The 24,919-nt window shown below is 70.1% G+C and carries 20 protein-coding genes, 1 tRNA gene and 2 pseudogenes; 8 read left to right on the plus strand and 15 right to left on the minus strand.

The annotated features are described in order from the left end of the window. Nucleotides 1–309 precede the first annotated feature (309 nt). Entirely contained in the window at nt 310–1,707 is a 1,398-nt protein-coding gene (gene fumC / locus M6I34_RS09465; protein WP_272485443.1) for a class II fumarate hydratase, read from the minus strand. Between the two features lie 217 nt (nt 1,708–1,924). Here fumC and M6I34_RS09470 point away from each other — a divergent pair, with 217 nt between their 5' ends. Together M6I34_RS09470 and M6I34_RS09475 are read left to right on the plus strand one after the other, a co-directional pair. After that, nucleotides 1,925–2,893, plus strand: a complete 969-nt coding sequence (locus M6I34_RS09470; RefSeq protein ID WP_272485444.1) for an MBL fold metallo-hydrolase — start codon at nt 1,925–1,927, stop codon at nt 2,891–2,893. A gap of 36 nt (nt 2,894–2,929) precedes the next feature. After that, on the plus strand, nt 2,930–3,316 hold the full coding sequence (locus M6I34_RS09475) for a DUF2784 domain-containing protein (RefSeq protein WP_272485445.1): 387 nt from the start codon (nt 2,930–2,932) through the stop codon (nt 3,314–3,316). Nucleotides 3,317–3,325: 9 nt separating this feature from the next. On the opposite strand, the gene M6I34_RS09480 is transcribed toward M6I34_RS09475, so the two are convergent. The 10 genes and pseudogenes from M6I34_RS09480 to rplU all read right to left on the minus strand — a co-directional run. Beyond that, nucleotides 3,326–4,006 carry a DUF2848 domain-containing protein gene (locus M6I34_RS09480; protein WP_272485446.1) on the minus strand — a complete coding sequence of 227 codons (681 nt, stop codon included), beginning with the start codon at nt 4,004–4,006 and terminating at the stop codon, nt 3,326–3,328. A gap of 61 nt (nt 4,007–4,067) precedes the next feature. Further along, nucleotides 4,068–5,351 (minus strand): TRAP transporter large permease, encoded by a 1,284-nt coding sequence (locus tag M6I34_RS09485; protein WP_272485447.1) that lies wholly within the window; start codon nt 5,349–5,351, stop codon nt 4,068–4,070. Nucleotides 5,352–5,354: 3 nt separating this feature from the next. Beyond that, nucleotides 5,355–5,972, minus strand: a complete 618-nt coding sequence (locus M6I34_RS09490; RefSeq protein WP_272485448.1) for a TRAP transporter small permease subunit — start codon at nt 5,970–5,972, stop codon at nt 5,355–5,357. A 117-nt stretch (nt 5,973–6,089) separates the two neighbouring features. After that, the gene (locus M6I34_RS09495; protein ID WP_272485449.1) at nt 6,090–7,154 is read right to left on the minus strand and encodes a TRAP transporter substrate-binding protein; all 1,065 of its coding nucleotides are present in this window, start codon (nt 7,152–7,154) and stop codon (nt 6,090–6,092) included. 38 nt (nt 7,155–7,192) lie between these two features. After that, a complete protein-coding gene (locus tag M6I34_RS09500; RefSeq protein WP_272485450.1) occupies nt 7,193–8,005 on the minus strand; it encodes a putative hydro-lyase in 813 nt (270 codons plus the stop codon). A 215-nt stretch (nt 8,006–8,220) separates the two neighbouring features. Beyond that, entirely contained in the window at nt 8,221–9,189 is a 969-nt protein-coding gene (locus tag M6I34_RS09505) for a LysR family transcriptional regulator (RefSeq protein WP_272485451.1), read from the minus strand. A gap of 138 nt (nt 9,190–9,327) precedes the next feature. Further along, on the minus strand, nt 9,328–10,434 hold the full coding sequence (gene proB, locus M6I34_RS09510; RefSeq protein ID WP_418953548.1) for a glutamate 5-kinase: 1,107 nt from the start codon (nt 10,432–10,434) through the stop codon (nt 9,328–9,330). Nucleotides 10,435–10,753: 319 nt separating this feature from the next. Beyond that, nucleotides 10,754–11,800, minus strand: a pseudogene (gene obgE / locus M6I34_RS09515) (GTPase ObgE); the annotation flags it as partial. Nucleotides 11,801–11,861: 61 nt separating this feature from the next. Next, nucleotides 11,862–12,125, minus strand: coding sequence for a 50S ribosomal protein L27 (gene rpmA / locus M6I34_RS09520; RefSeq protein WP_272485452.1), 264 nt, complete (start codon nt 12,123–12,125; stop codon nt 11,862–11,864). Between the two features lie 98 nt (nt 12,126–12,223). After that, nucleotides 12,224–12,532, minus strand: a pseudogene (gene rplU / locus M6I34_RS09525) (50S ribosomal protein L21); the annotation flags it as partial. 169 nt (nt 12,533–12,701) lie between these two features. Here rplU and M6I34_RS09530 point away from each other — a divergent pair. Both M6I34_RS09530 and M6I34_RS09535 read left to right on the plus strand, forming a co-directional pair. Further along, nucleotides 12,702–13,697: a polyprenyl synthetase family protein gene (locus M6I34_RS09530; protein WP_272485453.1), complete on the plus strand. Its 996-nt coding sequence runs from the start codon at nt 12,702–12,704 to the stop codon at nt 13,695–13,697. A gap of 91 nt (nt 13,698–13,788) precedes the next feature. Beyond that, nucleotides 13,789–13,865: transfer RNA gene (locus M6I34_RS09535), tRNA-Pro, on the plus strand. Between the two features lie 99 nt (nt 13,866–13,964). Here M6I34_RS09535 and M6I34_RS09540 read toward each other — a convergent pair. Then, a complete protein-coding gene (locus M6I34_RS09540; RefSeq protein ID WP_272485454.1) occupies nt 13,965–14,993 on the minus strand; it encodes a TerC family protein in 1,029 nt (342 codons plus the stop codon). 292 nt (nt 14,994–15,285) lie between these two features. After that, a complete protein-coding gene (locus tag M6I34_RS09545) occupies nt 15,286–15,855 on the minus strand; it encodes an NADPH-dependent FMN reductase (protein WP_272485455.1) in 570 nt (189 codons plus the stop codon). A 257-nt stretch (nt 15,856–16,112) separates the two neighbouring features. Here M6I34_RS09545 and M6I34_RS09550 point away from each other — a divergent pair, with 257 nt between their 5' ends. The 3 genes from M6I34_RS09550 to M6I34_RS09560 all read left to right on the plus strand — a co-directional run bounded on the left by M6I34_RS09550 (nt 16,113) and on the right by M6I34_RS09560 (nt 20,361). After that, nucleotides 16,113–17,288 carry an LLM class flavin-dependent oxidoreductase gene (locus tag M6I34_RS09550; RefSeq protein ID WP_272485456.1) on the plus strand — a complete coding sequence of 392 codons (1,176 nt, stop codon included), beginning with the start codon at nt 16,113–16,115 and terminating at the stop codon, nt 17,286–17,288. Nucleotides 17,289–17,440: 152 nt separating this feature from the next. Next, nucleotides 17,441–18,388: a TAXI family TRAP transporter solute-binding subunit gene (locus tag M6I34_RS09555; RefSeq protein WP_272485457.1), complete on the plus strand. Its 948-nt coding sequence runs from the start codon at nt 17,441–17,443 to the stop codon at nt 18,386–18,388. Between the two features lie 101 nt (nt 18,389–18,489). Then, entirely contained in the window at nt 18,490–20,361 is a 1,872-nt protein-coding gene (locus tag M6I34_RS09560; protein ID WP_272485458.1) for a TRAP transporter permease, read from the plus strand. A 13-nt stretch (nt 20,362–20,374) separates the two neighbouring features. On the opposite strand, the gene M6I34_RS09565 is transcribed toward M6I34_RS09560, so the two are convergent. Next, nucleotides 20,375–21,844, minus strand: a complete 1,470-nt coding sequence (locus tag M6I34_RS09565; RefSeq protein WP_272485459.1) for a TrkH family potassium uptake protein — start codon at nt 21,842–21,844, stop codon at nt 20,375–20,377. 147 nt (nt 21,845–21,991) lie between these two features. Beyond that, the gene (locus M6I34_RS09570) at nt 21,992–23,080 is read right to left on the minus strand and encodes a mandelate racemase/muconate lactonizing enzyme family protein (RefSeq protein ID WP_272485460.1); all 1,089 of its coding nucleotides are present in this window, start codon (nt 23,078–23,080) and stop codon (nt 21,992–21,994) included. 115 nt (nt 23,081–23,195) lie between these two features. Between M6I34_RS09570 and M6I34_RS09575 the strand changes: the two genes are divergently transcribed. Beyond that, a complete protein-coding gene (locus M6I34_RS09575; protein ID WP_272485461.1) occupies nt 23,196–24,794 on the plus strand; it encodes an aldehyde dehydrogenase family protein in 1,599 nt (532 codons plus the stop codon). Nucleotides 24,795–24,919: the final 125 nt, after the last annotated feature.

Here is a 24,919-nt window from a genome sequence, read left to right on the forward strand (position 1 = left end):
CCAACGCCGATAGCCCGCCGCCGCCTGCCGGTCCAGCCGGCCCCCGATCGTGATCGTGACCGTGAATGGGCTCGGCGAGCGGGCCGGCCCTGCCTGGCGGACATTTCGGGCAAGCCGCGTGCTGACGAAGGAGCCGGCGAAAAGGGAGGAGCTCTGTCTGAGCGAGCCCGCAGGGCTCGCGAGTTGAGCTCCGACCCGCCGGCGACGAGGCAGACGCGGGAACCCCTCGCCGAAGGCGAGGGGCGCAGCCCGTGTCCGCCAGGCAGGGCCGGCCCGCTCGCCGAGCCCCGCGCCAACGACCCCAGCGGCTCAATCGACCGCAGGCCCGATCATCCTCTCCGGCCGGACCCACTCGTCGAACTGCGCCGCGCTCACGTACCCGAGCGCCAGAGCCGCCTCGCGCAGCGAGCTGGCCTCGCGGTGCGCCTTCTTCGCGATCTCGGCGGCGCGGTCGTAGCCGATGTGCGGGGCCAGCGCGGTCACCAGCATCAGCGAACGCTCGACCAGGGCGGCGATGCGCTCGCGATCGGGCTCGATGCCGCGGGCGCAGTGGCGATCGAACGAGTCCATCGCGTCGGCGAGCAGGCGCAGGCTCTGCAGCAGGCCGTGCGCGATCAGCGGCTGGTAGACGTTCAGCTCGAACTGGCCAGACGCGGCGCCGATGCCGATCGCCACGTCGTTGCCGATCACCTGCGCGCAGGCCATCGTCATCGCCTCGCACTGCGTCGGGTTCACCTTGCCGGGCATGATCGAGCTGCCGGGCTCGTTCTCCGGGATCCGGATCTCGCCGAGCCCCGCCCTCGGGCCGCTCGCCAGCCAGCGCACGTCGTTGGCGATCTTGGTCAGCGCGAGCGCGAGCACCCGCAACGCGCCGTGCAGCGCCGCCGCCGGCTCGTGGCCCGCCAGCGCGGCGAAGCGGTTGGGCGCCGGCTCGAACGCAAGGCCGAGCCGCTCCGCCAGCAGCGCGCACACCCGCTCGCCGAAGCGGGGGTGCGTATTCATGCCGGTGCCGACCGCGGTGCCGCCGATCGCCAGCCGTGCGATCGCCGGACGGGCCGCCTCGATCGCGGCGCGGGCCCGGTCGAGCTGGCCGACCCAGCCCGAGATCTCCTGGCCGAGGGTGAGCGGCGTCGCGTCCTGCAGATGGGTGCGGCCGATCTTGACCAGGACCGCGAATTCGCGCGCCTTGCCGTCGAGCGTGGCCCGCAGCGCGTCCAGCGCGGGCAGCAGCCGGCCGGCCACCGCCACCGCCGCGGCGACGTGGATCGCGGTCGGCATCACGTCGTTCGACGACTGCCCGCGGTTGACCTCGTCGTTCGGGTGCACCCGCCGGCGCTCGCCCCGCTCCCCGCCCAGCAGCTCCGACCCGCGGTTGGCCAGCACCTCGTTCATGTTCATGTTGGTCTGGGTGCCAGAGCCGGTCTGCCAGACCGACAGCGGGAACTCGCCGTCGTGCGCGCCGGCGAGCACCTCTTCGGCGGCGGCGGCGATCGCGCCGGCCTTCGCGGCCTCGAGCAGCCCCAGCTCGCGGTTGACCTGCGCGGCCGCCCGCTTGACCTCGGCCAGCGCGTGCAGCAGTTCGCGGGGCCATTTCTCGGTCGAGATCGCGAAGTGATGAAGGGAGCGCTGCGTCTGCGCCCCCCAGAGCCTGCCGGCGGGCACCTCGATCGGCCCGAATGCGTCGCGCTCGGTTCTGGTGTCGCTCATGTCGGCCTCCCGATCGTGTGAGGGCCCGACCAAGCCTACGCCACACGCCTCGCGAAACACCAGCACGGCGCCAAGGAATAGCGCCTGGCCGCCCGGCGCTTTGCTACGCTGCCGGGCGGCGTCGCGGCGCCCGCTCCGCTCGCGGGCGGACTGCCGCGAAGTGCATCGCGCCGATCCTTCCCCCGCATCGAACACGACCTACAACGGAGTTCCTCGAATGAGCTTTCCCCGTCGCCAGTTCCTCCGCGCCGGCCTCGGCCTGACCGCGGCCAGCGCCCTGCCCTTCGCCGCCGGCTGCGCGGCGCTTCCCGGTGCCGGCCCCTCGGGCACCCGCGTTTCCGAGGGCGTGTATCGCGCCCGCGTGGGCAGCGCCACGATCACCGCGATCGCCGACGGCGTCGCGGTGCGGCCGCTGGCCGACGGCTTCGTGCGCAACGCGTCGCTGGCGCAGGTCCAGCAGGCGCTGAGCGATGCCGGGCTGCCGACCGACAAGCTCACGATCCCCTTCACCGCCTTCGTCGTCGAGAACGAGGGCAAGCGGATCCTGATCGACGCCGGCAACGGCGAGTTCGGCGCCCCGACCAGCGGCCAGGTCGTGAACAACCTGAAGGCGGCCGGATTCGCGCCGGAGTCGTTCGACCACGTCCTGATCTCGCACTTCCACGGCGACCACATCAACGGCCTGCGCAACAAGGCCGGGCAGCTCGTCTACCCGAAGGCGCGGATCCACGTGCCGGCGCCCGAATGGGACTTCTGGATGAGCGACGCGAACATGGCCAAGGCGCCCGACGCGATGAAGGGCGCCTTCCAGGCGCCGCGCCGGGTGTTCGGGCCGATCGCCGGCCAGGTCGAGCGCTTCAAGCCCGGCGCCGAGGTCGCCCCGGGCATCGTGTCGATGGACGCCTTCGGCCACACCCCGGGCCACACCGCCTACGCGGTCATGTCCGGCGGCCAGACCTGGGTCTTCCTCGCCGACTTCGCGAACGTCGCGCAGCTGTTCGTGCGCAACCCCGACTGGGCGGTGATGTTCGACATGAACGCCGAGATGGCCCGCCAGACCCGCCGCCGCCTGCTCGAGCAGGCGATCGCGCAGGACTGGCTGGTCTCCGGCTATCACATGCCGTTCCCGGCGATCGGGCGCATCGCGCGCCGGGGCGCCGGCTACGACTTCCTGCCGATGGGCTGAAGCTTCCGGGCCCGGGCGGCCGGCTCCCGCGCCCCGATGGCCGCCCGCCTGGCCGCCGACGCGCTGGTGCTGCTGCACCTGGCGTTCATCCTGTTCGTGGTGCTGGGCGGCCTGCTGGTCGCCTGGCGGCCACGGCTGGCGTGGCTGCACCTGCCGGCCGCTGCCTGGGGCGCCTGGATCGAAGCCGCCGGCGCGATCTGCCCTCTCACCCCCTGGGAGAACCGGCTCCGGGCAATGGCCGGCGATGCCGGCTACCCGGGCGGCTTCATCGAGCACTACCTGATCCCGCTGGTCTACCCCGGCGACCTCACGGCCCAGCACCAGCGTTGGCTGGCGCTGGGCGTCGTGCTGCTGAACCTGGCGATCTACGCGAGCGCGGTGCTGCCGGCGCTCCAGCGGCGCCGGCGCAACCGGATCGGTTGACCCGCCGACTCAACTGACGACCGGCAGCGCCTCGACGTCGTAGGCGTGGACCAGCTTGCGGCCGAGCACCGGGTCCTCGAGCTCCATCTCGAAGCGGCTGCCGGGCCGCACGCCGCCGATCGAGTTCAGCGTGCCGCAGAACATCAGCGTGCCGGGTGGCAGGCCGGCCTGGCCGGTGCAGCGCGTCATCAGGTCCTGCGGGCTGCGGATCGCCGCGGCGGCGCCTTCCTGGTAGAGCACCCGCTTGCCGTCGATCGTGGCCCAGGCGCGCAGCACCATCCGGTCCCAGTGCGGCGCGACCTCGTCGAAGCGCCACAGCTGCGTGCCGAGCACCTTCGAACACAGCTGCTTGGACAGCGCCACGCCCATCGCCTCGGCCTTGCGATCGGTGTGGTCCGAGCCCAGCGTGACCCACAGGCCGTCGGCCATCGACACCAGCACCGGCTCGACCTCGCCCGAGGTGTCGGGGCCCAGCACCTGCAGGTGCTCGACCTGCGTGAGCTGCGTGACGCCGAGCCGATAGAACAGCGGATAGGTGGACGGGCCCGGGATCCCCAGGGCGCCCAGCTCCTCGATGTGATGCTGGACCGCGGCGTCGTCGCGCGCGGTCCAGCCCGCCACGATCAGCTGGTCGATCTGGACCGCGATGCGGTCGCGGCGGTCCTGCCAGATGCGTTCGAAGGTCAGCAAGGTCTCTACTCCGGATTGAAAGAAGGGACGGCGGCCGGCGCGCAGGCCCGAGGGCGTGTCCTCAGCCCACCGCGCCCGGCAGCCACAGCGCGATGCCCGGGAAGAAGCCGAGCAGCGCGATCATCACGAGCATCGCCACCACGAAAGGCAGCGAGCCGGCCATCACGTCGTTCAGCGTGCCGTGCGTGCGCAGCGACTGCACGACGAACAGGTTCAGCCCGACCGGCGGCGTGATCAGCGCGGTCTCGATCAGGATCACCAGCACGACGCCGAACCACAGCGGGTCGAAGCCGAGCCCGACCATGACCGGCGCGACGATCGGGATCGTCGTGATCATCATCGACAGCGTTTCCATGAAGCAGCCGAGGATCAGGTAGAACACGACGACCGCGAGCAGCATCTCGAACTTCGAAAGGCCCAGGCCCGAGATGAAGTCGGTCAGCATCGCGGTCAGGCCGATCGCCGAGATGACGAAGTTCAGGAAGTAGGCGGCGACGATGATCAGCATGACCATCGCGGTCGTGCGCATCGAGTTCTCCAGCACCTCCTTGAGCATCGCCAGCGAGAGCCTGCCGTAGGCCCAGGCGAGCCCGAGCGCGGCGACGACGCCGAGCGAGGCGGCCTCGGTGGGGGTTGCGATGCCTGCGTAGATCGAGCCGACGACGACCAGGAAGATGCCCAGCGGCGGCAGCAGGTGCGGCAGGCTCGCGATGCGCTCGGCCCAGCTCGCCGAAAGCCTGCGCCCGCCCCAGGCGGGCCGCACCAGGCACACGGCCACGATCATCGCCATGAAGACCAGCGCCAGGCCGATGCCAGGAACGATCCCCGCCAGGTAGAGCTTCGGGATCGAGGTGTCGGTCAGCACCGCGTAGATGATCAGGTTGATCGACGGCGGGATCAGGATGCCGAGCGTGCCGCCGGCCGCCAGCGTGCCCAGGAAGAGCCGTTCGTTGTAGCCGTACTTCTTCACCAGCGGCAGCGCCACGGTTCCGACGGTGGCCGCGGTGGCCACCGACGATCCGGAAGTGGCCGCGAACACGGTGCAGGCGCCGATGTTCGAGTGCATCAGGCCGCCCGGCAGCCAGGACATCCACTTGACCATCGCGTCGTACATCCGCTCGGCCACGCCCGCGCGCAGCAGGATCTCGCCGAGCAGGATGAACATCGGGATCGCGACCAGCAGGAAGTCCTTCGACGAGGACCAGGCGACCTCGCCCAGCGCCAGCGTCAGCGGCATCTGCGAGTAGATCTGGTCGAGCAGCACGCCGAGCGTGCCGAGCGCGCCGGCCACTGGCAGAGCCAGCGCCAGCAGCGCGAGGAGCAGGAAGAGCGTCGTGGCGAGCATCGTTCAGCCTCCTGCCGCGGAGTCTGCGCCGCGGGCGCGCAGGTGCGCGGTGTGGGAGGCCTCGGCGGCCGCGTCCTCCTCGATCGTGCGCGCGCCGGCCAGCCGCCTGACGGTGGCCAGGTCGCCCGACAGCAGCGCGAGCAGCGCGCGCAAGAGCAGGGGCACCCAGGTGAAGGCGAACAGGACGAGGCCGGCGACCCACAGCGTCTGCGGCATCCACAGCGGCGTCTGCAGCGGCGTCGTGGCGCGCGCGTCGAAGGCGAGCGAGGTCTGCAGCACCGCCCAGGCCTGCCAGGTGAGCAGGCCGATGAAGAAGCCGAGCGCGAGCAGGGCAAGGATGTCGAGCACCGCGCAGAGCGCGGCCGGCAGCCGGATGTACAGCGCGTCGACCCGCACGTTCGCGCGCTGCAGCAGCGTGAAGGCCAGCGCCCAGGTGGTGCCGATCGCGAAGGCGTAGCCCGAGAGCTCGTCGGCGCCGCCGACGGTGATCACGAACAGCTTGCGCACGATCACGTCGAACGCCACCAGGAAGGCCGATGCGAGCACCAGCAGGCCGCCGAACCACACGCCCACGCGTGCGAGCCGGGCCGACAGTTCGAGCCAGCGATCGAGGATCTTCACGAGAGGTCTCCGGGGAATCCGGGCGGCCTCGGGCCGCGCGCCGGGGGAAACGGTGGCCCGCTCCCCCGGCAGGAAGGCGCAGGCGGCTGGCCTGCGCTCGCTGCGAGTGGCCCGCGCTTACTTCTTGGCGGTCAGGTCGACGACCTTGCCGATCGTCTCGTTCCAGTTCGCCACGCAGTCGCCCTGGCAGCGCGCGGCCCACTTGGGCAGCACCACCTCGTTGAGCGCCTTCGCGAGCAGCGCCTTGTCGGCTTCGGACACCGGCACCACGGTCATCTTCGCCTTGGTGCCCATCGTGCACTCGGGCTTGCCGGCGTTGCACAGGTAGCCCTGCTCGGTCTCCTCGGCGGCCGCCTTCCAGATCCGGTCCTCTAGGCCAGCGATCTCCTTCTCGAGGAAGGCGCGCACCTTCGGATCGAGGCTGTTCCAGCGCTTCAGGTTGACCGCGTGCATCACGTGGCTCCAGCCCAGCGGCAGCGCGTAGATGTGGGTGGCGACCTCGTACCACTTGGCCGAGTTGCCCGACAGCGTTCCGGTGATCGCGCAGTCGACGACCTTGTTCTGCAGCGCCGGCACCACCTCGCTGAACGACAGCGTGACGCCGGTGCCGCCGAAGGCTTCGACGAACTCGGCCAGCGTGCGGTTGCCGGTGCGGACCTTCTTGCCCTTCAGGTCGGAGAGACTCTTGATCTCGCCGTTGCAGAACAGCACCTGCGCCGAGTACGGCCAGATGCCGAGCACCTTGATCCCGAAGCGCTCGCCGTAGAACTTGTCGTAGATCGGCTTGTACGCGTCGGACACCTTGCGCGCGGTGGCCACGTCCGGCGACAGGCCGGCGAGATCGACCGCCTCGTTGCGCGCGTCGTCGGCCGCCACGTAGCCGAGCACGGTGGAGCCGAAGTCGATGACGCCCAGCCGCATCAGGCGGAAGATCTCGGCGCCCTTCAGGCCCATCTCGTTGAAGGGCGTGATCTCGGCGGTCACCGCGCCGCCGGACTTCTCGGCGAGCTCCTTGGTCCAGAAGGGCTGCTCGAAGTTCTTGTACTGGGTGAGCTGGCCCCAGGCGCCGACGACCTTCAGCGAGGTCTTCGGCATGTCCTGGGCGACGGCGGTGCCGGCCAGGCCGGCCGCCACTGCGCCGGCCACTGCCCAGAGTCGGGCGCGTCTTGCGAGGCTCTTCATCGTCTGTCTCCTTGGGATGGAAGTCGGAAGCGCGGGTATCAGAACACCGACAGGCGGCTGTTCTTCAGGTCGGTGACCAGCATGTAGCCGGGCGCGTGCGTGATGCTGAACTCGGGCTTCGCCGCCGCGATCACCGACTGCGGCGTGACGCCGCAGGCCCAGAACACCGGCAGCTCGTCGTCCTTCACCTCGACCGCGTCGCCGTAGTCGGGCCTGGACAGGTCGGAGATGCCGATCATCTCCGGCTTGCCCACGTGCACCGGCGCGCCGTGAACCGCCGGGAAGCGCGAGGTGATCTGGATCGCGCGGATCGCGTCGGCCGGCCGCAGCGGACGCATCGACACCACCAGCGGACCATGGAACGGCCCGGCGGGCCGGGTCTCGATGCTGGTGCGCCACATCGGCACGTTGGTGCCTTGCTCGATGTGCCTCAGCCGGATGCCGTCCTCGACCAGCGCCTCCTCGAACGAGAACGAGCAACCGATCACGAAGGCGACCAGGTCGTCGCGCCACACGCCCATCAGGTCGGGCACTTCGTCGACCAGCTCGCCCTTGCGCCAGATGCGGTACCTGGGGATGTCGGTGCGGATGTCGAGGTCCTCGCCGAGCGCGGGCAGGCGCGGATCGCCCGGCTCGGAGGCCGCGAGCAGCGGACAGGGCTTGGGGTTGAACTGGCAGAAGCGGAAGAAGTCGTCGGCGAGCGACTTGGGAAGGATCGCCAGGTTGCCCTGCACGAAGCCCGGCGCGATGCCGGCGGTCGGCGCGCGATGCTCGCCGCGGCGCACCGCCTGGCGCGCCTGCAGCCCGCTCGCGTACACCCGCGGCATGGCCTTCTCGTTGACTGCGTTCATCTCCTGTCCCGCTCGTCGTGATGTCGGATGCCGCAATGGCATCACGGCTGGGGCCGGGTGTCCAATCAGGAGTTCGGATCGATCGACATAAGAAAAATCGATCGGCCAAGCGGTCGGCCATGCGCGGCGTCGATGAAGCGGGCGCAGCGGCCCCTGCCCGCAGCCCGGCATGCGCCTCCCGGGCGCGGCCCCGCCGGGCGCGGGGCAACCGCCGCTCAGGCGCGGGATGCGCGTCGCTTCGCGGCAGGCTTCGCCGCACTGCCCGATTGCCCGGATGCTCGCCCGGCCGCCCCGGGGCGGCGCTCGGCCTGTGCCAGCTCCTGGGCGATCGCCACGACCCGCTCGGCCATGTGGCTGTCGGGCTTCACCGGGAAGCTGGCGTTGAAGTCGAGATCGGGAAGGTCCCGCTCGGCCCTGACGATGCGCAGGCGCTTTTCGGCGAGTTCCCGTTCGATGACGACCGGCGGAATCGCGCTGACCCCGATCCCGTCGAGCGTCATCCGGACGATCGTGCTCAGTGAAGCGTTGCCGTAGATCCTCAGGTCGTGCACGCCGACGCCGGCCATCATCTCCCGCACCGCCACGTGCGGGCGCGTGCTGCGCGGATAGGTGATGATCGGCCAGCGCGCGAGGGTCGCGAGCGCCACCGGCTCGGAACCGAGGTCCAGCCGCGCATTGGCGACCCACGCCATCGGGTAGCTGGACAGCCGGACGTTGCGCACCCGCGGCTCGCCGACCGGCCCGAGCAGGAAGGCGATGTCCAGCTGGTGGGCGAGCAGGCGGTCTCGCAACTGCGGCGACGTGTCGACCTCGATCTCGAGCGTCAGGGCCGGGTACTCGCCGTGCACCCGCTCGATCAGCCGCGACAGCCAGGTGTGGACCAGCGTCTCGGCCACCCCGAGCCGCACGAGCCCGCGCATCGACTTCTTCTCGCGCGCGGCCTCGAGCATGTCGGCGCGCAGCTGCAGCATGCGTTCCGCGTACGGAAGCAGCTCCAGGCCCTTGGTGGTCAGCGCCACGCCGCGTGGCTCGCGGTCGAACAGCCGCACGCCGAGCTCCTCCTCGAGCATCGCGATGCGCTGCGAGATCGCCGGCTGGGTCGCGTTCAGCTTGTCGGCTGCCGCGCGGAAGCTGCCGAGGTGGGCGATCCAGACGAAGGTTTCGAGGTTGCGAAGGTCGGCCATGCGGCGAGGATATCGCCTTCGCCCCGACCCGGTGCCGCGCTTTCAGCGCCTTTTGGGGGTTGTGGCTGCGGCCGCCCGCTGCGCGGGCTTGACTTGCCTGCGGCAAGTCAGCCTTCGCCGCAATCTGGTTCTGCGCTTTCAGCGCAGAACCAGATTGTCCCTGTGAATCAGCTCGGGCTCTTCGATGAAGCCGAGGATCGCCTCGATCTCCGAGCTCGGGCGGCGCATGATCCGGCGGGCGTCGGAGCTCGAATAGTTGATCAGTCCACGGGCGATCTCGCGGCCCTCGGGATCGCGGATCGCGACCGCTTCGCCGCGCTCGAACTCGCCATTGACCTCGGTCACCCCGATCGGCAGCAGGCTGCGGCCGCCGGCGACCAACGCGCGGGCCGCCCCCTCGTCGAGCCGCACCGAGCCGCGCAACTGCAGATGGTCGGCCAGCCACTTCTTGCGCGCGGCGAGCCGCGGCGTCTGCGCGATGAACTGCGTGCCGATCGACTCGCCACGGGCCAGGCGCACCAGCACCTCGGGCTGGCGACCCGACGCGACGACCGTGTGGGCGCCGCCGCTGGCGGCCCGCCTGGCGGCCAGCACCTTGGTGATCATCCCGCCCTTGCCGATCGAGGAGCCGGCGCCGCCGGCCATCGTCTCCAGGACCGGGTCGCCGGCCACCACCCGCTCGAGCAGGCGGGCCTGCGGATCGCGGCGCGGGTCGGCGGTGAACAGGCCGGACTGGTCGGTCAGGATGACCAGCGCGTCGGCCTCGATCAGGTTGGTGACCAGCGCGCCGAGCGTATCGTTGTCGCCGAACTTGATCTCGTCGGTGACGACCGTGTCGTTCTCGTTGATGATCGGCACGACGCCGAGCTCGAGCAGCGCGAGCAGCGTGGAGCGCGCGTTCAGGTAGCGCTTGCGGTCGGCGAGGTCGTCGTGCGTGAGCAGCACCTGCGCAGTGGCCAGGCCGTGCGCGCGGAAGCGGGTCTCGTAGACCTGGGCGAGCCCCATCTGCCCGACCGCGGCCGCGGCCTGCAGCTCGTGCATCGCCTTGGGCCGTTTCGCCCAGCCGAGGCGCTTCATGCCCTCGGCCACCGCGCCCGAGGAGACCATGACGACCTCCTTGCCCATCGCGCGCAGTTCGGCGATCTGCCCGCCCCAGCGGGAGATCGCGTCTTCGTCGAGGCCGCGGCCCTCGTTGGTGACCAGCGTGGAGCCGACCTTGACGACGATCCGGCGCGCGTCGCGCACGACGGCCTCGGGCGCCCCCCTGGCCGGCGCCGCGGCGGGCACGGCCGGCGTTCCCACCACCGACGCCGGAGGCGCGGACGATTGCTCAGCCACGCTCGACGTCCTCCGACGGCTCGCCGCCCCGGTCGGGCGATTCCCCGGCGCGCGCCTCCGACGGATCGATGGCCCGCTCGATGTCGCGGTTGTCGCGCTCCGGCGCGCCGCCGGCCCGCTGCATGTCGCGATTCTCGCGGCGCCTGCCCTGGTCGAGCGGCGCGCCGCGGGGCTGGCCGCCGCCGCCCGCCGTGCCGGCTTCGCGGTCGAAGCGCACGTCGTCGTCGGCCGGCTCGGCCGGCCGGATCGAGTCGAGGTATTCGCCGATCGCCTGGCAGAGCCCCGCGCAACCCTCCCGGGTGAGGCCCGAGATCGCGAACACCTTCTCGACCGGGATCGCATTGCGCCCGCGGCCCCGGTAGCGCTTCACGAAATCCGCGACCCGCGCCTCGCGCTCCTTGGGCGGGATCATGTCGATCTTGTTGAGCACCAGCCAGCGTGGCCGCGCGGCCAGCTCCGGGTCGTACTTGCGCAGTTCCTTCAGGATGGCGCGCGCGTCGCGAGCCGGGTCGGCGTCGGGATCGAAGGGCGCCATGTCGACCAGGTGCAGCAGCAGCCGCGTGCGCTGCAGGTGCCGCAGGAACCGGTGCCCGAGGCCGGCACCCTCGGCGGCACCCTCGATCAGGCCCGGAATGTCGGCCACCACGAAGCTGCTCTCGGGCCCGACGCGGACGACGCCGAGATTCGGGTGCAGCGTGGTGAACGGGTAATCGGCGATCTTCGGCCGTGCGTTGCTGATTGCGGCGATCAGCGTGGACTTGCCCGCGTTCGGCATGCCGAGCAGGCCCACGTCGGCCAGCACCTTCAGCTCGAGCTTGAGCCGGCGCTGCTCGCCCGGCGTGCCCGGCGTGCACTGCCTGGGCGCCCGGTTGGTGCTCGACTTGAAGTGGATGTTGCCGAGACCGCCCTCGCCGCCCTTCGCGACCAGCACGCGCTCGCCGTGGCGGGTCAGGTCGAACAGCAGCTCGCCGCTGTCCTCGTCGATGATCTGGGTGCCGACCGGCACCCTGAGCTCGATGTCGTCGGCCGCCGCGCCGTACTGGTCGGAGCCGCGCCCGCGCTCGCCGTTGCGCGCCTGGAACTTGCGCTGGTAGCGGTAATCGACCAGCGTGTTGATGTTGCGGTCGGCGGTCGCCCAGATGCTGCCGCCACGACCGCCGTCTCCGCCGTCGGGCCCGCCTTTCGGGATGAACTTCTCGCGACGGAACGACACGATCCCGTTGCCGCCGTCGCCGGCGATGACCTCGATGTGCGCTTCGTCGATGAACTTCATTCCTGCCCCCAAGACGACAAAAGCCCCGCGCTGCGGGGCTTTTGTCCCAAGCGCCGCGAGCTTACTGCTGCAGCGGCTCGATGCTCACCGTGCTGCGCTGCTTTTCGCCCTTGACGGCGAAACGCACCTGCCCGTCGATCAGCGCGAACAGCGTGTGGTCCTTGCCCCGACCGACGTTCTCGCCAGCGTGGAACTTGGTGCCGCGCTGACGGACGATGATCGAGCCCGCGCTCACCGTCTGGCCGCCGTAGGCCTTGACGCCGAGCATCTTCGGCTGGGAGTCGCGGCCGTTCCGGGTGGAACCGCCGCCCTTTTTCTGTGCCATGGTGTGTTGCTCCTGACTTGATTCGGGACGGCTTATTCGCCGGCGGGCTGGGCAGCCGCGGCGGCGACCGGCAGGTCGGCCTTCACCGAGCCGGCCGGCGAAGCGATGCCGCTGATGAACAGCTCGGTGTAGTTCTGGCGATGGCCTTGCTGCTTGCGATAGTGCTTGCGCCGGCGCATCTTGAAGATGCGAACCTTGTCGTGCCGACCGTGGGAAAGCACCGTCGCCGAAACCGTCGCCCCTGCCACCAGCGGCGTGCCGACCGAGATCTGGTCGCCAGCGCCGACCGCCAGCACCTGGTCGATCGTGATTTCAGCTCCGATGTCCGCCGGTATCTGTTCTACCTTGAGTTTTTCGCCGGCAGCGACTTTGTACTGCTTGCCGCCGGTTTTTATGACCGCGTACATGGGAACCTCTTGCTGAAAAGAACACCCTTCCGCCGCACCGGTCCACCCGTATGGGCGAACGCGAACCCGGCAGCCGGGAACCGAAAACCCTACATTATCCCTTAAGGAAAGCCGAGAGTCAAAGACCATCAGGGGGCGTCTATAATCGCCCGGTTCCGACGGCACGACAATGAAACCCGCCGACCTCTTCCCAGCCCTCGCGCCCGACCTGGCCCAGACCGACCGAGTGATCCGCGAGCGGCTCGGCTCCGAGGTCGCGCTGATCAACACCGTGGCCGACTACATCATCGGCGCCGGCGGCAAGCGGCTGCGTCCGGTGCTGCTGCTGCTCGTGGCCAGGGCGCTCGGCTACAGGGGCCCCGGCCACCACTGGCTGCTCGCGGCGGTCGTCGAGTTCATCCACACCGCCACGCTGCTGCACGACGACGTCGTCGACGAATCCGAGCTGCGCCGCGGCCGCCAGACTGCCAACGCCGCCTTCGGCAACGCGGCTTCGGTGCTGGTCGGCGACTTCCTCTACTCGCGCGCCTTCCAGATGATGGTCGAGGTCGACGACATGCGGATCATGCGCGTGCTCGCCGACGCGACCAACACGATCGCCGAAGGCGAGGTGCTGCAGCTGATCAACTGCAACGACCCGGACACCGACGAGGCCCGCTACCTGCAGGTGATCCGCTACAAGACCGCCCGGCTCTTCGAAGCGGCCGCCCAGATCGGGGCGATCCTGTGCGGCGCGTCCCCCGAGGCCGAGGCCGCCGCGGCCGAGTACGGCCGCAGGCTCGGCACCGCCTTCCAGCTGATCGACGACGTGCTCGACTACTCGGGCGTGACCGCCGACATCGGCAAGACGGTCGGCGACGACCTGCGCGAGGGCAAGCCCACCCTGCCGCTGATCCACGTGATGGCCCACGGCAACGCCGGCGAGCGCACGCTGGTGCGCACGGCGATCGAGCAGGGACACACCGAGGCCTTCGACCCGATCCTCGCGGCGATCCGCCGTACCGGCGCGCTCGACTATGCGCGGGAGCGGGCGCGCCAGGAGTCCGACGCGGCGCTGGCCGCGCTGGGAACCCTGCTGTCGGGAAGCCCGGTCGAAGAGTCCGCTTCCGCCTGTCGCGAAGCCCTGCTATACTTGCCGACTTACTCGATCTCGCGGGATCGCTGAAGGCGCCTCAGGCGCCGTTTTTCAGCCCCTGCGGCAACGGCCGGTTCTCCCGACATTCGCGGCCCAAGCAGTCGGATCGACGCACCTTCCTCGGGGTGTAGCTTAGCCTGGTAGAGCGCTACGTTCGGGACGTAGAGGCCGGAGGTTCGAATCCTCTCACCCCGACCAGAATGCTCGCGAAACGGCTGCCTAAGGCGGCCGTTTCGTTTTTCCCTCCGCGCACTGCCCCGATCGCCGCCCAGGCGGGCGGCGATCGGCCCGCTCGCTTCAGTTCGACGGCTGCGACGACTGGGGCTCGCGCTTCTTCGCGCGGAACGGGAAGGCGCTGCCCGCCTCGCCCGGCCGCGCCGGGATGCGCAGCGACAGCAGCATCGTGACCGCCAGCACCGTCACGGTGAAGCCGAGCGACCAGACGATCGGGATCTTGTAGACGTCGATCAGCAGCATCTTCGTGCCGATGAACACCAGCACCACGGCCAGGCCGTAGGACAGCAGGTGGAAGCGCTCGTGCATGCCGGCCAGCAGGAAGTACATCGCGCGCAGGCCCAGGATCGCGAAAACGTTCGAGGTCAGCACGATGAACGGGTCGGTGGTGATCGCGAAGATCGCCGGGATCGAGTCGACCGCGAACACGACGTCGACGATGCCGATCAGCATGATCACCACGAACAGCGGCGTGGCCATCCGCACGCCGTTCTCCATCGTGAAGAAGCGCTCGCCGTCGTAGCGCGGCGAGATCTTCATGTGCCGGTTGATCCAGCGCAGCGCCGGGTTCGAGTCGAGGTCGGGCTCCTGGCCGGCGGCCCACCACATCTTGATGCCGGTGAAGACCAGGAAGGCGCCGAACACGTACATGACCCAGTGGAACTGCGAGATCAGCCAGGCGCCGATCAGGATCATCACCGCGCGCAGCACCAGCGCGCCGAGGATGCCGATCATCAGCACCCGCTTCTGGAACTCCGGCGGCACCGCGAAGTAGGTGAACAGCATCAGGAACACGAAGATGTTGTCGACCGCGAGCGCCTTCTCGACCAGGTAGCCGGTCACGAACTCGAGCGCCTTGGCGTCCGCCACTTCGCGCGCGGCCGCATCGCCCGAGGTGCCCCCCAGGTACCACCAGAGCCAGCCGACGAACACGAAGGAGACGGCCACCCAGATCACCGACCAGATCCCGGCCTCGCGCATGCTGACGGCATGCGCGCCCTGGCGGTTCATCGCGAGAAAGTCGATCGCCAGCGCGACCAGGACGAAGGCCGCGAACAGCGACCACAGCAACGGCGTGCCGATGGAGATCATCGGGAAGACCTTTTCCCCGGCCTGGCAGGGGCCGGACGACGGTTTTGTCGAAGGTCCTCGCTGGTCTTGCCGACCGCGGCGCGCAGGCGCTGCGGATCGCGACACCGGGCGACCGGTCGGTTGCCAGCCCGACCGGCACCGTAATGACGATGCCGCGGCACCGCGATCGCGAGATCCGGTGCCGGCTACTCCCCTGGAGAGGAGCGCGGATTGGAACAGCCCCGCCAGGGGGCCGTCAACGAAACCCGGCGACGCGTGGGGGAATTCCCGGGGATCGGGCGCGTGCCGCTCGTCAGCGGCGCCCGATCATCCGCGCGAACGCGACGACCTCTTCGGCGACCATCTCGCAGGCGCGGATCGCGGCCGGGTCGGCCTCGACCCCCTCGCCGCCGAACGGGCGGGCGCGGGAATTGAGCGCCGCGCCGTAGGGCGTGGGCCATCCGCGCAGCGCGTGGACGATGCCGCGCAGCGAGGCCATCGTGGAACCCATGGCCTGCGGCCCGTCCGCGCAGACGATGCAGCCGACCGCCCGCCCCTCGAAGTAGACGCGCGCGTCGTCGCGCATGTCCTCGACGAAGTCGATCGCGTTCTTCACCAGCCCGGAGATTCCGCCGTGGTAGGCGGGGGTGGCGATGATCACGCCGTCGGCGCGCCGGAGCGCGGCGACCAGCGCCGCCGCCTGCTCGCTGCGCTCGGGGCGCGACGGGTCGTAGGGCTCGACAGGCATCGCCCCGGCGCCGAAGGCCATCGTGGCGCAGCCCATCGCCTCGGCCCGCTTCAGCGCGGTCGCGAGCGCGCGCTCGGACGTGGATCCGACCCGAGTGGTTCCGCCGATGCCGACGATGAGGGGTGAGTCCGCCATGCCGATTCCCTTCCCGATCGAGTTCGCCCTGCAAGCCAAGATATACGCGCGAGGCCGGAGCATGCCGCCAAACGCGCGGCGAACGAAACGCTCGCCACCCGGTCCGCAAGGATACTGTGGACACCGCGAATCGCAGCGCGTTATAAGCGACTCGCCAGAATCGAAGAAACATTCGGCATGGCGTTTCCGGTTCCGGCGGCTCGCCTGGGCGGCCGGGACCGGTCTGCGAGACCACACCCACGACGGAGGAGCACACGATGAGTCACCGCATGCGCTTCGGGATCTTCCTGGCGCCTTTCCACAAGCCCGGCATCAACCCGACGCTCGCGCTCGAGCAGGACCTGGAGCTGATCCAGTGGCTCGATCGATGCGGCTACGACGAGGCCTGGTGCGGCGAGCACCACTCCGCCGGCACCGAGATCAGCGCCTCGCCCGAGATCTTCATGGCAGTGGCCTCGCAGCGCACGCGGCACATCCGGCTCGGCACCGGCGTGGTCAGCGTGTCCTATCACAACCCGCTTTGGGTCGCCGAGCGCATCGTGCAGCTCGACCACCTGACCCGCGGCCGGGTGATGCTCGGTGTGGGGCCGGGCTCGCTGCCGAGCGACGGCATCATGATCGGGCTGTCGCAGTCGCAGACCCGCGGCCTGCTGGAGGACGGCCTCGGCGTCATCATGAAGCTGCTGCGCTCGGAGGAGCCGGTCACCTTCAAGAACGACCGCTGGGACCTGCGCGACGCTCGCCTGCACCTGCGCCCCTACTCGAATCCGCTGTTCGACGTGGCGGTGGCGGCCGTGGCGTCGCCGACCGGCCCCAAGCTCGCAGGCATGCACGGCGTGGGGCTGCTGTCGATCGGCGCGACCACCGCTGCCGGCTTCGACGCGCTGGCGCTGCACTGGAACGTGATGGAGCAGCAGGCCGCCCACTACGGCACGCAGGTCGACCGCAGCAAGTGGCGGCTGGTGGGCCTGGTGCACTGCGCCGAGACGATGGAGCAGGCCTATCGCGACGTCGAGTACGGCATCGAGCAGTGGTTCGACTACTTCCAGGCGGTCGCCGCGTTCCCGCAGATGGCCGTGCCGGGCAACAACGTGAAGGAGATGATCTCCTTCATCAACGACTCGGGCTTCGGCGCGATCGGCACGCCCGACATGGTCAAGGCGCAGATCGACCGGCTCTGGCAGCAGTCGAACGGCGGCTTCGGCGCCTACCTGATGCTCGCGCACAACTGGGCGAACTTCGACGCCACGCGCCGCAGCTACGACCTGATCGCGCGCCACGTGTTCCCGCACTTCCAGGGGCACCACGAGCCCACCATGGCCGCGTCCGCGCGGGCGCGCGCGGCTCGTCCCGAGCTGGCCGCGGTCCACTCGAAGGCGGTCGAGGACGCCACGCAGCGCTTCCAGGCCGAAACCGCGTCGCGCGGCGGCTGAGCGACCGTGCGGCCCGGAGCCCGGGCCGTACTGAGGCCGAGCGCCGCGAGGGGGCCGGCGGGACGCGGCCCGCCGACCTGTAATACCATGCGCTTCACGGGGGCCGCGCCCGCGCGGCCCCCAATCCGCTCTCATCGCCAGGAGGAGAAAAAATGAACTTCAAACCGAAGCAGATCGCGATCGCCGCCGCCATCGGCGCTGCACTCGCCGGGGCCGGCGCGGCCCAGGCCCAGCAGGTCCGCCTGATGACCGGCCCGCAGGGCGGCTCGTGGTATCCGCTGGGCGGCGCGATCGCCAACATCGCGGACAAGACCGCAGGCATCAAGGTCCAGGTGCTGCCCGGCGCGGGCATCGCCAACGTGAAGGCAGTCGAGGCCGGCAAGGCCGACATGGGCTTCGGCAACTCGATCTCCACGGTCGACGGCGTCGCCGGCCGCGCACCCTTCGACACCCCGGCCAAGAACGTCTGCAACGTCGCGACGCTCTATCCGCAGTATTTCCAGATCGTCGTCAACGCCGACTCGGGCATCAACTCGCTGGCCGACATCAAGGGCAAGCCGATCGCGGTCCAGCCGAAGGGCAACACGGCCGAGTTCATCACGGTCCAGGCCCTGCAGGTCTACGGCCTGAAGTACAGCGATGCCGCGCGCGTGAGCCACGTGTCCTACACCGACGCCGTGTCGCTGATGAAGGACAACAACGCGCAACTGTTCACGCTCGGCACCACGGTGCCGGCTTCGTCGATCATGGACCTCGCCTCGGCGCGCGACATCCGCCTGCTGTCGATGCCCGACGACAAGTTCGCCGACATGCGCAAGCTGAACCCGGGCTACACGAAGCTGACGATCCCTGCCGGCAGCTATCCGAAGCAGGACAAGGACGTCCAGGCCGTCGGCTACGCGACGCACCTGATCGCGCGCTGCGACCTCGACGAAAACGTCGTCTACAACGTGCTCAAGGGCATGGTCGCCAACAACGCCGACCTGACCGCGATCGCCAAGGTGATGGGCAAGACCACGCCCAAGATCATGGCCGAGGACATCGGCGTGCCGCTCCACAAGGGCGCGGCCAAGTTCTACAAGGAACAGGGCGTGATGTAAGCGCCGGGCCGCTTTCGCGGCCTTCGCGGCCCGCCGTCGGCAAACCGGCCTGACGGCGGGCCGTTGTCGTTGTGCCTTCCGGAACCGCCGAGGAACCCCCGATGTTCGCGCTGCCCGCCTCCCTGACTCGCTGGCTGCTGACGCTGATCGGCGTCGGCATGTCGGCCTTCCATCTGTACGTGGCCTTCGTCGGCCCTCCCGACGCCTACGTGATGCGTGGCCTGCACCTGGCCTTCGCGCTGATGCTGGCCTTCCTGATGTTCCCGGGTTTCGGCAGGCGCGAGCCGGGCGTGTTCGACCTGCTGCTGCTGATCGCCGCGGCGGCCTCGGCGCTGTACCCGACCGCGGTGCTCGAATACATCCAGAACCGGATGTACTACGTCGACGACCCGGTGATCCTCGATTACGTGTTCGGCGGCGGGCTGATCCTGCTGCTGCTCGAGGCCACCCGGCGAGCCACCGGCTGGGCGCTGCCGATCACGGCGATCGCCTTCCTGGTGTACGGCCTGACCGTGGGCGGCCAGTCGGTCGGCATCATGCTCGATCAGCTGTACCTGACGACCGAGGGCATCTTCGGCATCCCGCTGTACGTGTCGGCCACCTACGTGATGCTGTTCATCCTGTTCGGCGCCTTCGTCGAGCGCAGCGGCGCCGGGCAGCTCTTCATGGACTTCGCGCTGGCCCTGGCCGGCCACACCTCGGGCGGACCGGCCAAGGTGGCGATCATCACCAGCAGCCTGTTCGGCACCGTGTCGGGCAGCGCGGTGGCCAACGTGATGACCACCGGCACCTTCACGATCCCGCTGATGGCCCGCACCGGCTACCGGCCCGCGTTCTCGGGCGCGGTCGAGGCGGTGGCGTCGACCGGCGGCCAGCTGATGCCGCCGATCATGGGCGCGGCTGCCTTCGTGATGGCCGAGTTCCTCGGCGTGTCCTACCTGAACGTGGCGGCGTTCGCGATCCTGCCGGCCATCCTGTACTACCTCGCGGTGTTCATGGCGGTGCACTTCGAGGCGCGCCGCATGGGCCTGGTCGGCCTGCCCAAGCCCGACCTGCCGCGCGTGGGGCAAGTGCTGCGCGAGCGCGGCCACCTGTTCCTGCCGCTGGCGATCATCATCGGCGTGCTGCTGGTGGGCTTCAGCGCGGCCTTCGCGGCGCTGTGCGGGATCCTGTCCGTGGTGCCCACCACCTGGCTGCGCGCGAACACCCGCAAGACCTTCACGATCCCGGTGATCTTCGAGGCGCTCGAGGCCGGCGCGAAGAACACCGTGGTGGTCGCGCTGGCCTGCGCCTGCGCGGGCATCGTGATCGGCACGATCACGCTGACCGGCCTGGGCCTCACCTTCACCGGCGTGGTGCTGGCGATCTCGCAGAACTCGCTGATCCTGGCACTGGTCCTGACCATGGCCGCCGGCATCGTGCTGGGCATGGGCCTGCCCACCACGCCGGCCTACATCGTGCAGGTCGCGCTGCTGGTTCCGGCGCTGGTCAAGCTCGGCGTGCAGGTCGAGGCGGCGCACCTGTTCGTGCTGTACTTCGCGGTGCTGTCGGCGATCACCCCCCCGGTCGCGATGGCGGTGTACGCGGCCAACGGCATCTCTCGCGCGGGGCTCATGGAGAGCAGCTGGGCGGCGGTCAAGCTGGGGCTCACCGGGTACATCATCCCGTTCATGTTCGTCTACGGGCCGTCGCTGCTGCTGATCGGCGAAACGACCACGATCCTGCAGACGATCGTGACCGCCACGGTGGGCGTGATCTGCCTGGCCGGCGGCCTGCACAACTACTTCTTCTTCGGGGCCACCCGGATCTGGGAGCGCGCGATGCTGGTCGCTGCGGCCTTCGTGCTCATCAAGCCGGGGCTGTTCACCGACCTGATCGGGCTCGGCCTGATCGCGGCCACGGTGGCCAGCCAGTTCCTGGTGTCGCGCCCGGCCACGCCGGCCACCGCGGGCAAGGCCGGGCAGGCGGGCTGAGCCCGTCGCCGGCTCAGCGGCGCCAGAAACCGGGCGTGAGCAGCACCAGCAGGCTGAACATCTCCAGCCTGCCGAGCAGCATCGCGACAGTACAGACCCAGGTCTCGAAGTCGGTCAGCACGGCGTAGTTGCCGGCCGGGCCTACCGGCCCGAGGCCGGGACCCATGTTGTTCACGCAGGCCAGGATGGCCGTGAACGCGGTCACCGGCTCCAGGCCCGAGAAGATCAGCAGCAGCGTGGTCACGATCACGGTGGTGCCGTACATCAGCATGAATGCGAGCACCGAGAAGACCACCTTGTTCTCGACCGTGCCTCCCTCCACCCGCAGCGGCAGCGTCGCCTTCGGATGGTGGATCCTCGCGAGCTCCCGAACCGCCTGCTGGGCCAGGATGATCGCGCGGATCATCTTGATGCCGGCGCCGGTCGATCCGGCCGAGGTCGCGAAGCTGGACAGCAGGATCATCAGGATCGGAGCGAAGACTGGCCAGGTCGCGTAGTCCGTCGAGGCGAAACCGGTCGTGGAAGCGACCGATACCAGGTTGAAGGTCGCGTAGCGCAGCGCCTCGAGCGGATCGTCGTATATGCCGTGGGCGAACAGGTAGACGGCGACCAGAAGGCTCGCGCTCAGCATCGTGGCCAGCGTCATCCGGGTCTCGAGGCTGCGCAGGATCGGCGCCAGGGAGCGCCGGTACGCCGCGATGAAGTAGACCGCGAAGTTGCAGCTCGCCACCAGCATGAAGAACACGGCGATCCACTCCAGCAGAGGCGACTGGAAGTAGCCGAAGCTCGCGTCGTGGCTCGACAGGCCGCCCAGGCTCATCGTCGTGAACATGTGCATCCAGGCGTCGGGCCAGGTCATGCCGCCCGCGCGGTAGGCGAGCAGGCAGGCGAGCGAGATGCCGCAATACACGGTCCACAGGCCCTTGGCTGTCTCGGTGATCCGGGGCGTGAGCTTGGTGTCCTTCAGCGGCCCGGCGCTCTCGGCGCGGAACAGGTTCATGCCGCCGCTGCCCACCAGCGGCAGGATCGCCACCGCCAGCACCAGGATGCCCATGCCGCCCAGCCACTGCATCAGGCAACGCCAGAAATTGATCGATGGCGGAAGCGCGTCGAGGCCGCTGAGCGTAGTGGCCCCGGTCGTGGTCATCGCCGACACCGTCTCGAAGTAGGCGTCGGTGAACGACAGCGGCGTGCCGGCGGCCGAGAAATGGAGCATCAGCGGCAGCGTGGCGAAGGCAGGCAGCCCGACCCAGACCATCGACACCAGCAGGAAGGCGTCGCGCGCGTGCAGCTCGCGGCGGTGGCGCCAGCTGAGGCCCGCCAGAAGCGCGCCGCCGGCCAGCGTAATCGCGATCGACTCGAGATAGACGCCGGCCACGCCGTCGGACTGCGACAGCGAGTCGATCAGCGGCACCAGCATCGTCAGGGCGAAGACGATGGACAGCAGGCCGAAGACGTTCGCAACGGGAAGGATATGCCGCACGCCGCTCGCGGGATCCGGGACAAGGCGCGATTATGCGCCCGCGCCTGCCGATCCGCCATGCCGCTTCGCCTCGCGCGGCCCTGCTCCGGCCCTGCTCCGGCCCTGCTCCGGCCCGCGCCGCCCGTGCCACCGGCGGCGCGCGACGCCTCAGGCGCGGCAGGCCTCGAGCGCGCGCCAGTCCAGTTCGATGCCGTGCCCGGGCCGGTCGGGCGCCACCGCCTTGCCGTCGACGATTCGCAGCGGCTCGGCCACGAAGCGCTCCAGACCGAATCCGTGCGCCTCGAGCCAGCTCCGGTTCGGGCAGGCCGCCAGCAGGTGCACGGTCAGCTCGTGCGCGCCGTGCGAGGTGACCGGCAGGTTGAAGGCCTCGGCCAGGTGCGCGATCTTCATGAATGCGGTGACGCCGCCGCAATTCGTGACGTCGGGCTCCGGATAGCTGACGCCGCCCGCCGCGATCAGTTGCCGGAACTCCCAGACGCTGCGCAAGTTCTCGCCGGCCGCGATCGGCAGGCCGCCCTCGCGCAGCACGCGCGCGTGGCCCGCCGGATCGTCAGGAACGATCGGCTCCTCGAGCCAGAGCGGCTCCCAGCGCGCCAGCGCGCGCGCGGCGCGGATCGCCTCGTCGATGCCCCACTTCATGTTGGCGTCGACCATCAGCGGAAAACCGTCGCCGAGGTGCTCGCGCATCGCCCGCAGGCGTTCGACATCCTCCGACAGCCGGGGCCGGCCGACCTTCATCTTGATCGCGCGAAAGCCCCGGGCGAGGTTGCGCTCGGTCTGCGCGAGCAGCGCGTCCACGTCGAGCTTAAGGTCGATGCCGCCTGCGTAGCAGGGCACGGCCGGGTCGAAGCCGCCGAGCAGGTTCCATAACGGCAGGCCTGCGCGCCTGGCCTTCAGGTCCCAGAGCGCGATGTCGGCGGCCGACAGGGCCAGCACCGCGGCGCCGCCCCGCCCGCCGTAGTGCATGCCCCACCACAGGCGGTGCCAGAGCCTCGCGATGTCGTCGGCAGGCTCGCCCCGCAGCAGCTCGGCGACCTCGATCCTCAGCGTGGCGTCGATCGCCGCGCCGTTGCGGCCGACGGTGAAGGTGTAGCCCATGCCCTCGGCGCCGTCGGCATCGCGGATCCGTACCGTGTTCAGCTCGAAGGCGAGGATGTCGCCGTGCGTGCTGTCGGCGATCGCCGACTCCGGCGCGATCCGGTAGTGCCCCGCCTCGACGGATTCGATCCTTGCCATGTTCCAGGTCTCCCTTCGCCTTGCATGGAAACGCCCGGCCGCGCACCGCCGCTGCCGGCCCGCACGCCCCTGCGCTGCTAACATCGTCCCACTGACCGTAGTGGAGAGCTTACCGATGACCGAGCAGAAGAACAGCGGCGGCGCCGACACGGGCTACCGCCTGACCTACTCGACGATGTTCGATCCGCCGCAATCGCTGCACGAGCGCTTCGAGGCCGCCCTCGCCGAGGCGCGGGCGGCGATGGGCGACGAGCACGCGATGCGGATCGGCGCCCACGACGTGAGCGCCGACGAGCGCTTCGAGCTGCGATCGCCGATCGATCGCGACCTGCTGCTGGGTCGCTTCCAGAACGGCACCGCCGCCCACGCCGGGCAGGCCGTCCGGGCGGCGCGCGACGCCTTCCCGGCCTGGTCGCGCATGCCGTGGCGCGACCGGGTCGCGATCCTGCGCGGCGCGGCCGCGCTGATCGAGGAGCGGGTCTGGACGATGTCGGCCTGCCTGGCGATCGAGGTCGGCAAGAACCGCATGGAGTCGCTCGGCGAGGTCCAGGAGACTGCCGACCTGATCAGCTGGTACTGCGACCGGATGGAGGAGAACGAGGGCTTCGACCGCAGGCTGCCCAACGATCCGCTGGCAGGCTTCACCAGCCGCAACCGCACGCTGCTGCGCCCCTACGGAGTCTGGGCGGTGATCGCACCGTTCAACTTCCCGTTCGCGCTGGCAGGCGGCCCGGTGGGCGCGGCGCTGGTCACCGGCAACACCGTCGTCTTCAAGACCGCATCCGACACCGCCTGGAGCGGCACCCTGCTGATGCAGGCCTTCCGCGACGCCGGGCTTCCCGACGGCGTGCTGAACCACGTGACCGGCCCGGGCAGCACGATCGGCGAGGCCCTGGCCAGTCATCCCGAGGTGGCGGGGATCACGTTCACCGGCTCGGCCCAGGTCGGGATGGCGATCGCGCGCGAGTTCGCCGGCGGCCGCTGGCCCCGGCCCTGCATCGCCGAGATGGGCGGCAAGAACGCGGCGATCGTCAGCGACCGCGCCGACCTGGAGCGCGCTGCCGCGGGCATCGTCCGCTCGGCCTTCGGCCTGCAGGGCCAGAAGTGCTCGGCCTGCTCGCGGATCTACGTGCAGCGTGGCGCGGCCGGCGAGCTGCGCGAGCGCCTGGTCGCGCTGACCGAGGCGATCAAGGTCGGCGACCCGACCGTGCGCGAGAACTGGATGGGCCCGGTGATCAACCGCTCGGCGCGCGAGCGTTATCGGCGGGCGGTCGACGCGATCGCCGAGGCCGGCAGCATCCTGACCGGCGGCCGTGTGCTCACCGAGAAGGGGCTCGATCGCGGCTGGTTCGTGGCGCCCACCGTGGCCGCCGCGCCGCGCGACCACTACGTCTGGCGCGAGGAGCAGTTCGCGCCGCTGGTGCTGGTCGACGAGGTGGACTCGGTCGACGAGGCGATCGCGCTGGCCAACGCGTCCGACTACGGCCTGACCGCCGGCTTCTACGGCGGCGTCGACGAGATCCCGCACTTCCTGGAGCGGATCGAGGCCGGCGTCGTCTACGTCAACCGGCCGCAGGGCGCCACGACCGGCGCCTGGCCCGGCTACCAGCCCTTCGGCGGCTGGAAGGCCAGCGGCAGCACCGGCAAGGCGATCGGCTCGTTCTGGTACCTGCCGCTGTACATGCGGGAGCAGTCGCAGACGGTGGTGGACTGACTCTCTCGGGCTCGGGCTCGGGCTCGGCTCCGGCTTCGACGCTTGGGGCGGCCCAGGCGGGCGCCCCGTGCTTCGCGCCTGTCGTGGCGGCGACCCGGCCCTGAGGGCCGGACTGCCCTCGCTGC

The sequence above is a fragment of the Zeimonas sediminis genome (assembly GCF_023721795.1).
Taxonomy (GTDB): Bacteria; Pseudomonadota; Gammaproteobacteria; order Burkholderiales; family Burkholderiaceae_E; genus Zeimonas; species Zeimonas sediminis.

Coding starts and splice junctions, on each gene's coding strand:
- M6I34_RS09500 (WP_272485450.1), bottom strand. CDS start 8,005: ATGAACGCAGTCAACGAGAAGGCCATGCCGCGGGTGTACGCGAGCGGG.
- M6I34_RS09530 (WP_272485453.1), top strand. CDS start 12,702: ATGAAACCCGCCGACCTCTTCCCAGCCCTCGCGCCCGACCTGGCCCAG.
- M6I34_RS09505 (WP_272485451.1), bottom strand. CDS start 9,189: ATGGCCGACCTTCGCAACCTCGAAACCTTCGTCTGGATCGCCCACCTC.
- M6I34_RS09485 (WP_272485447.1), bottom strand. CDS start 5,351: ATGCTCGCCACGACGCTCTTCCTGCTCCTCGCGCTGCTGGCGCTGGCT.
- M6I34_RS09540 (WP_272485454.1), bottom strand. CDS start 14,993: ATGATCTCCATCGGCACGCCGTTGCTGTGGTCGCTGTTCGCGGCCTTC.
- M6I34_RS09495 (WP_272485449.1), bottom strand. CDS start 7,154: ATGAAGAGCCTCGCAAGACGCGCCCGACTCTGGGCAGTGGCCGGCGCA.
- M6I34_RS09470 (WP_272485444.1), top strand. CDS start 1,925: ATGAGCTTTCCCCGTCGCCAGTTCCTCCGCGCCGGCCTCGGCCTGACC.
- M6I34_RS09550 (WP_272485456.1), top strand. CDS start 16,113: ATGAGTCACCGCATGCGCTTCGGGATCTTCCTGGCGCCTTTCCACAAG.
- M6I34_RS09575 (WP_272485461.1), top strand. CDS start 23,196: ATGACCGAGCAGAAGAACAGCGGCGGCGCCGACACGGGCTACCGCCTG.
- M6I34_RS09560 (WP_272485458.1), top strand. CDS start 18,490: ATGTTCGCGCTGCCCGCCTCCCTGACTCGCTGGCTGCTGACGCTGATC.
- M6I34_RS09570 (WP_272485460.1), bottom strand. CDS start 23,080: ATGGCAAGGATCGAATCCGTCGAGGCGGGGCACTACCGGATCGCGCCG.
- M6I34_RS09555 (WP_272485457.1), top strand. CDS start 17,441: ATGAACTTCAAACCGAAGCAGATCGCGATCGCCGCCGCCATCGGCGCT.
- fumC (WP_272485443.1), bottom strand. CDS start 1,707: ATGAGCGACACCAGAACCGAGCGCGACGCATTCGGGCCGATCGAGGTG.
- rpmA (WP_272485452.1), bottom strand. CDS start 12,125: ATGGCACAGAAAAAGGGCGGCGGTTCCACCCGGAACGGCCGCGACTCC.
- M6I34_RS09545 (WP_272485455.1), bottom strand. CDS start 15,855: ATGGCGGACTCACCCCTCATCGTCGGCATCGGCGGAACCACTCGGGTC.
- M6I34_RS09475 (WP_272485445.1), top strand. CDS start 2,930: ATGGCCGCCCGCCTGGCCGCCGACGCGCTGGTGCTGCTGCACCTGGCG.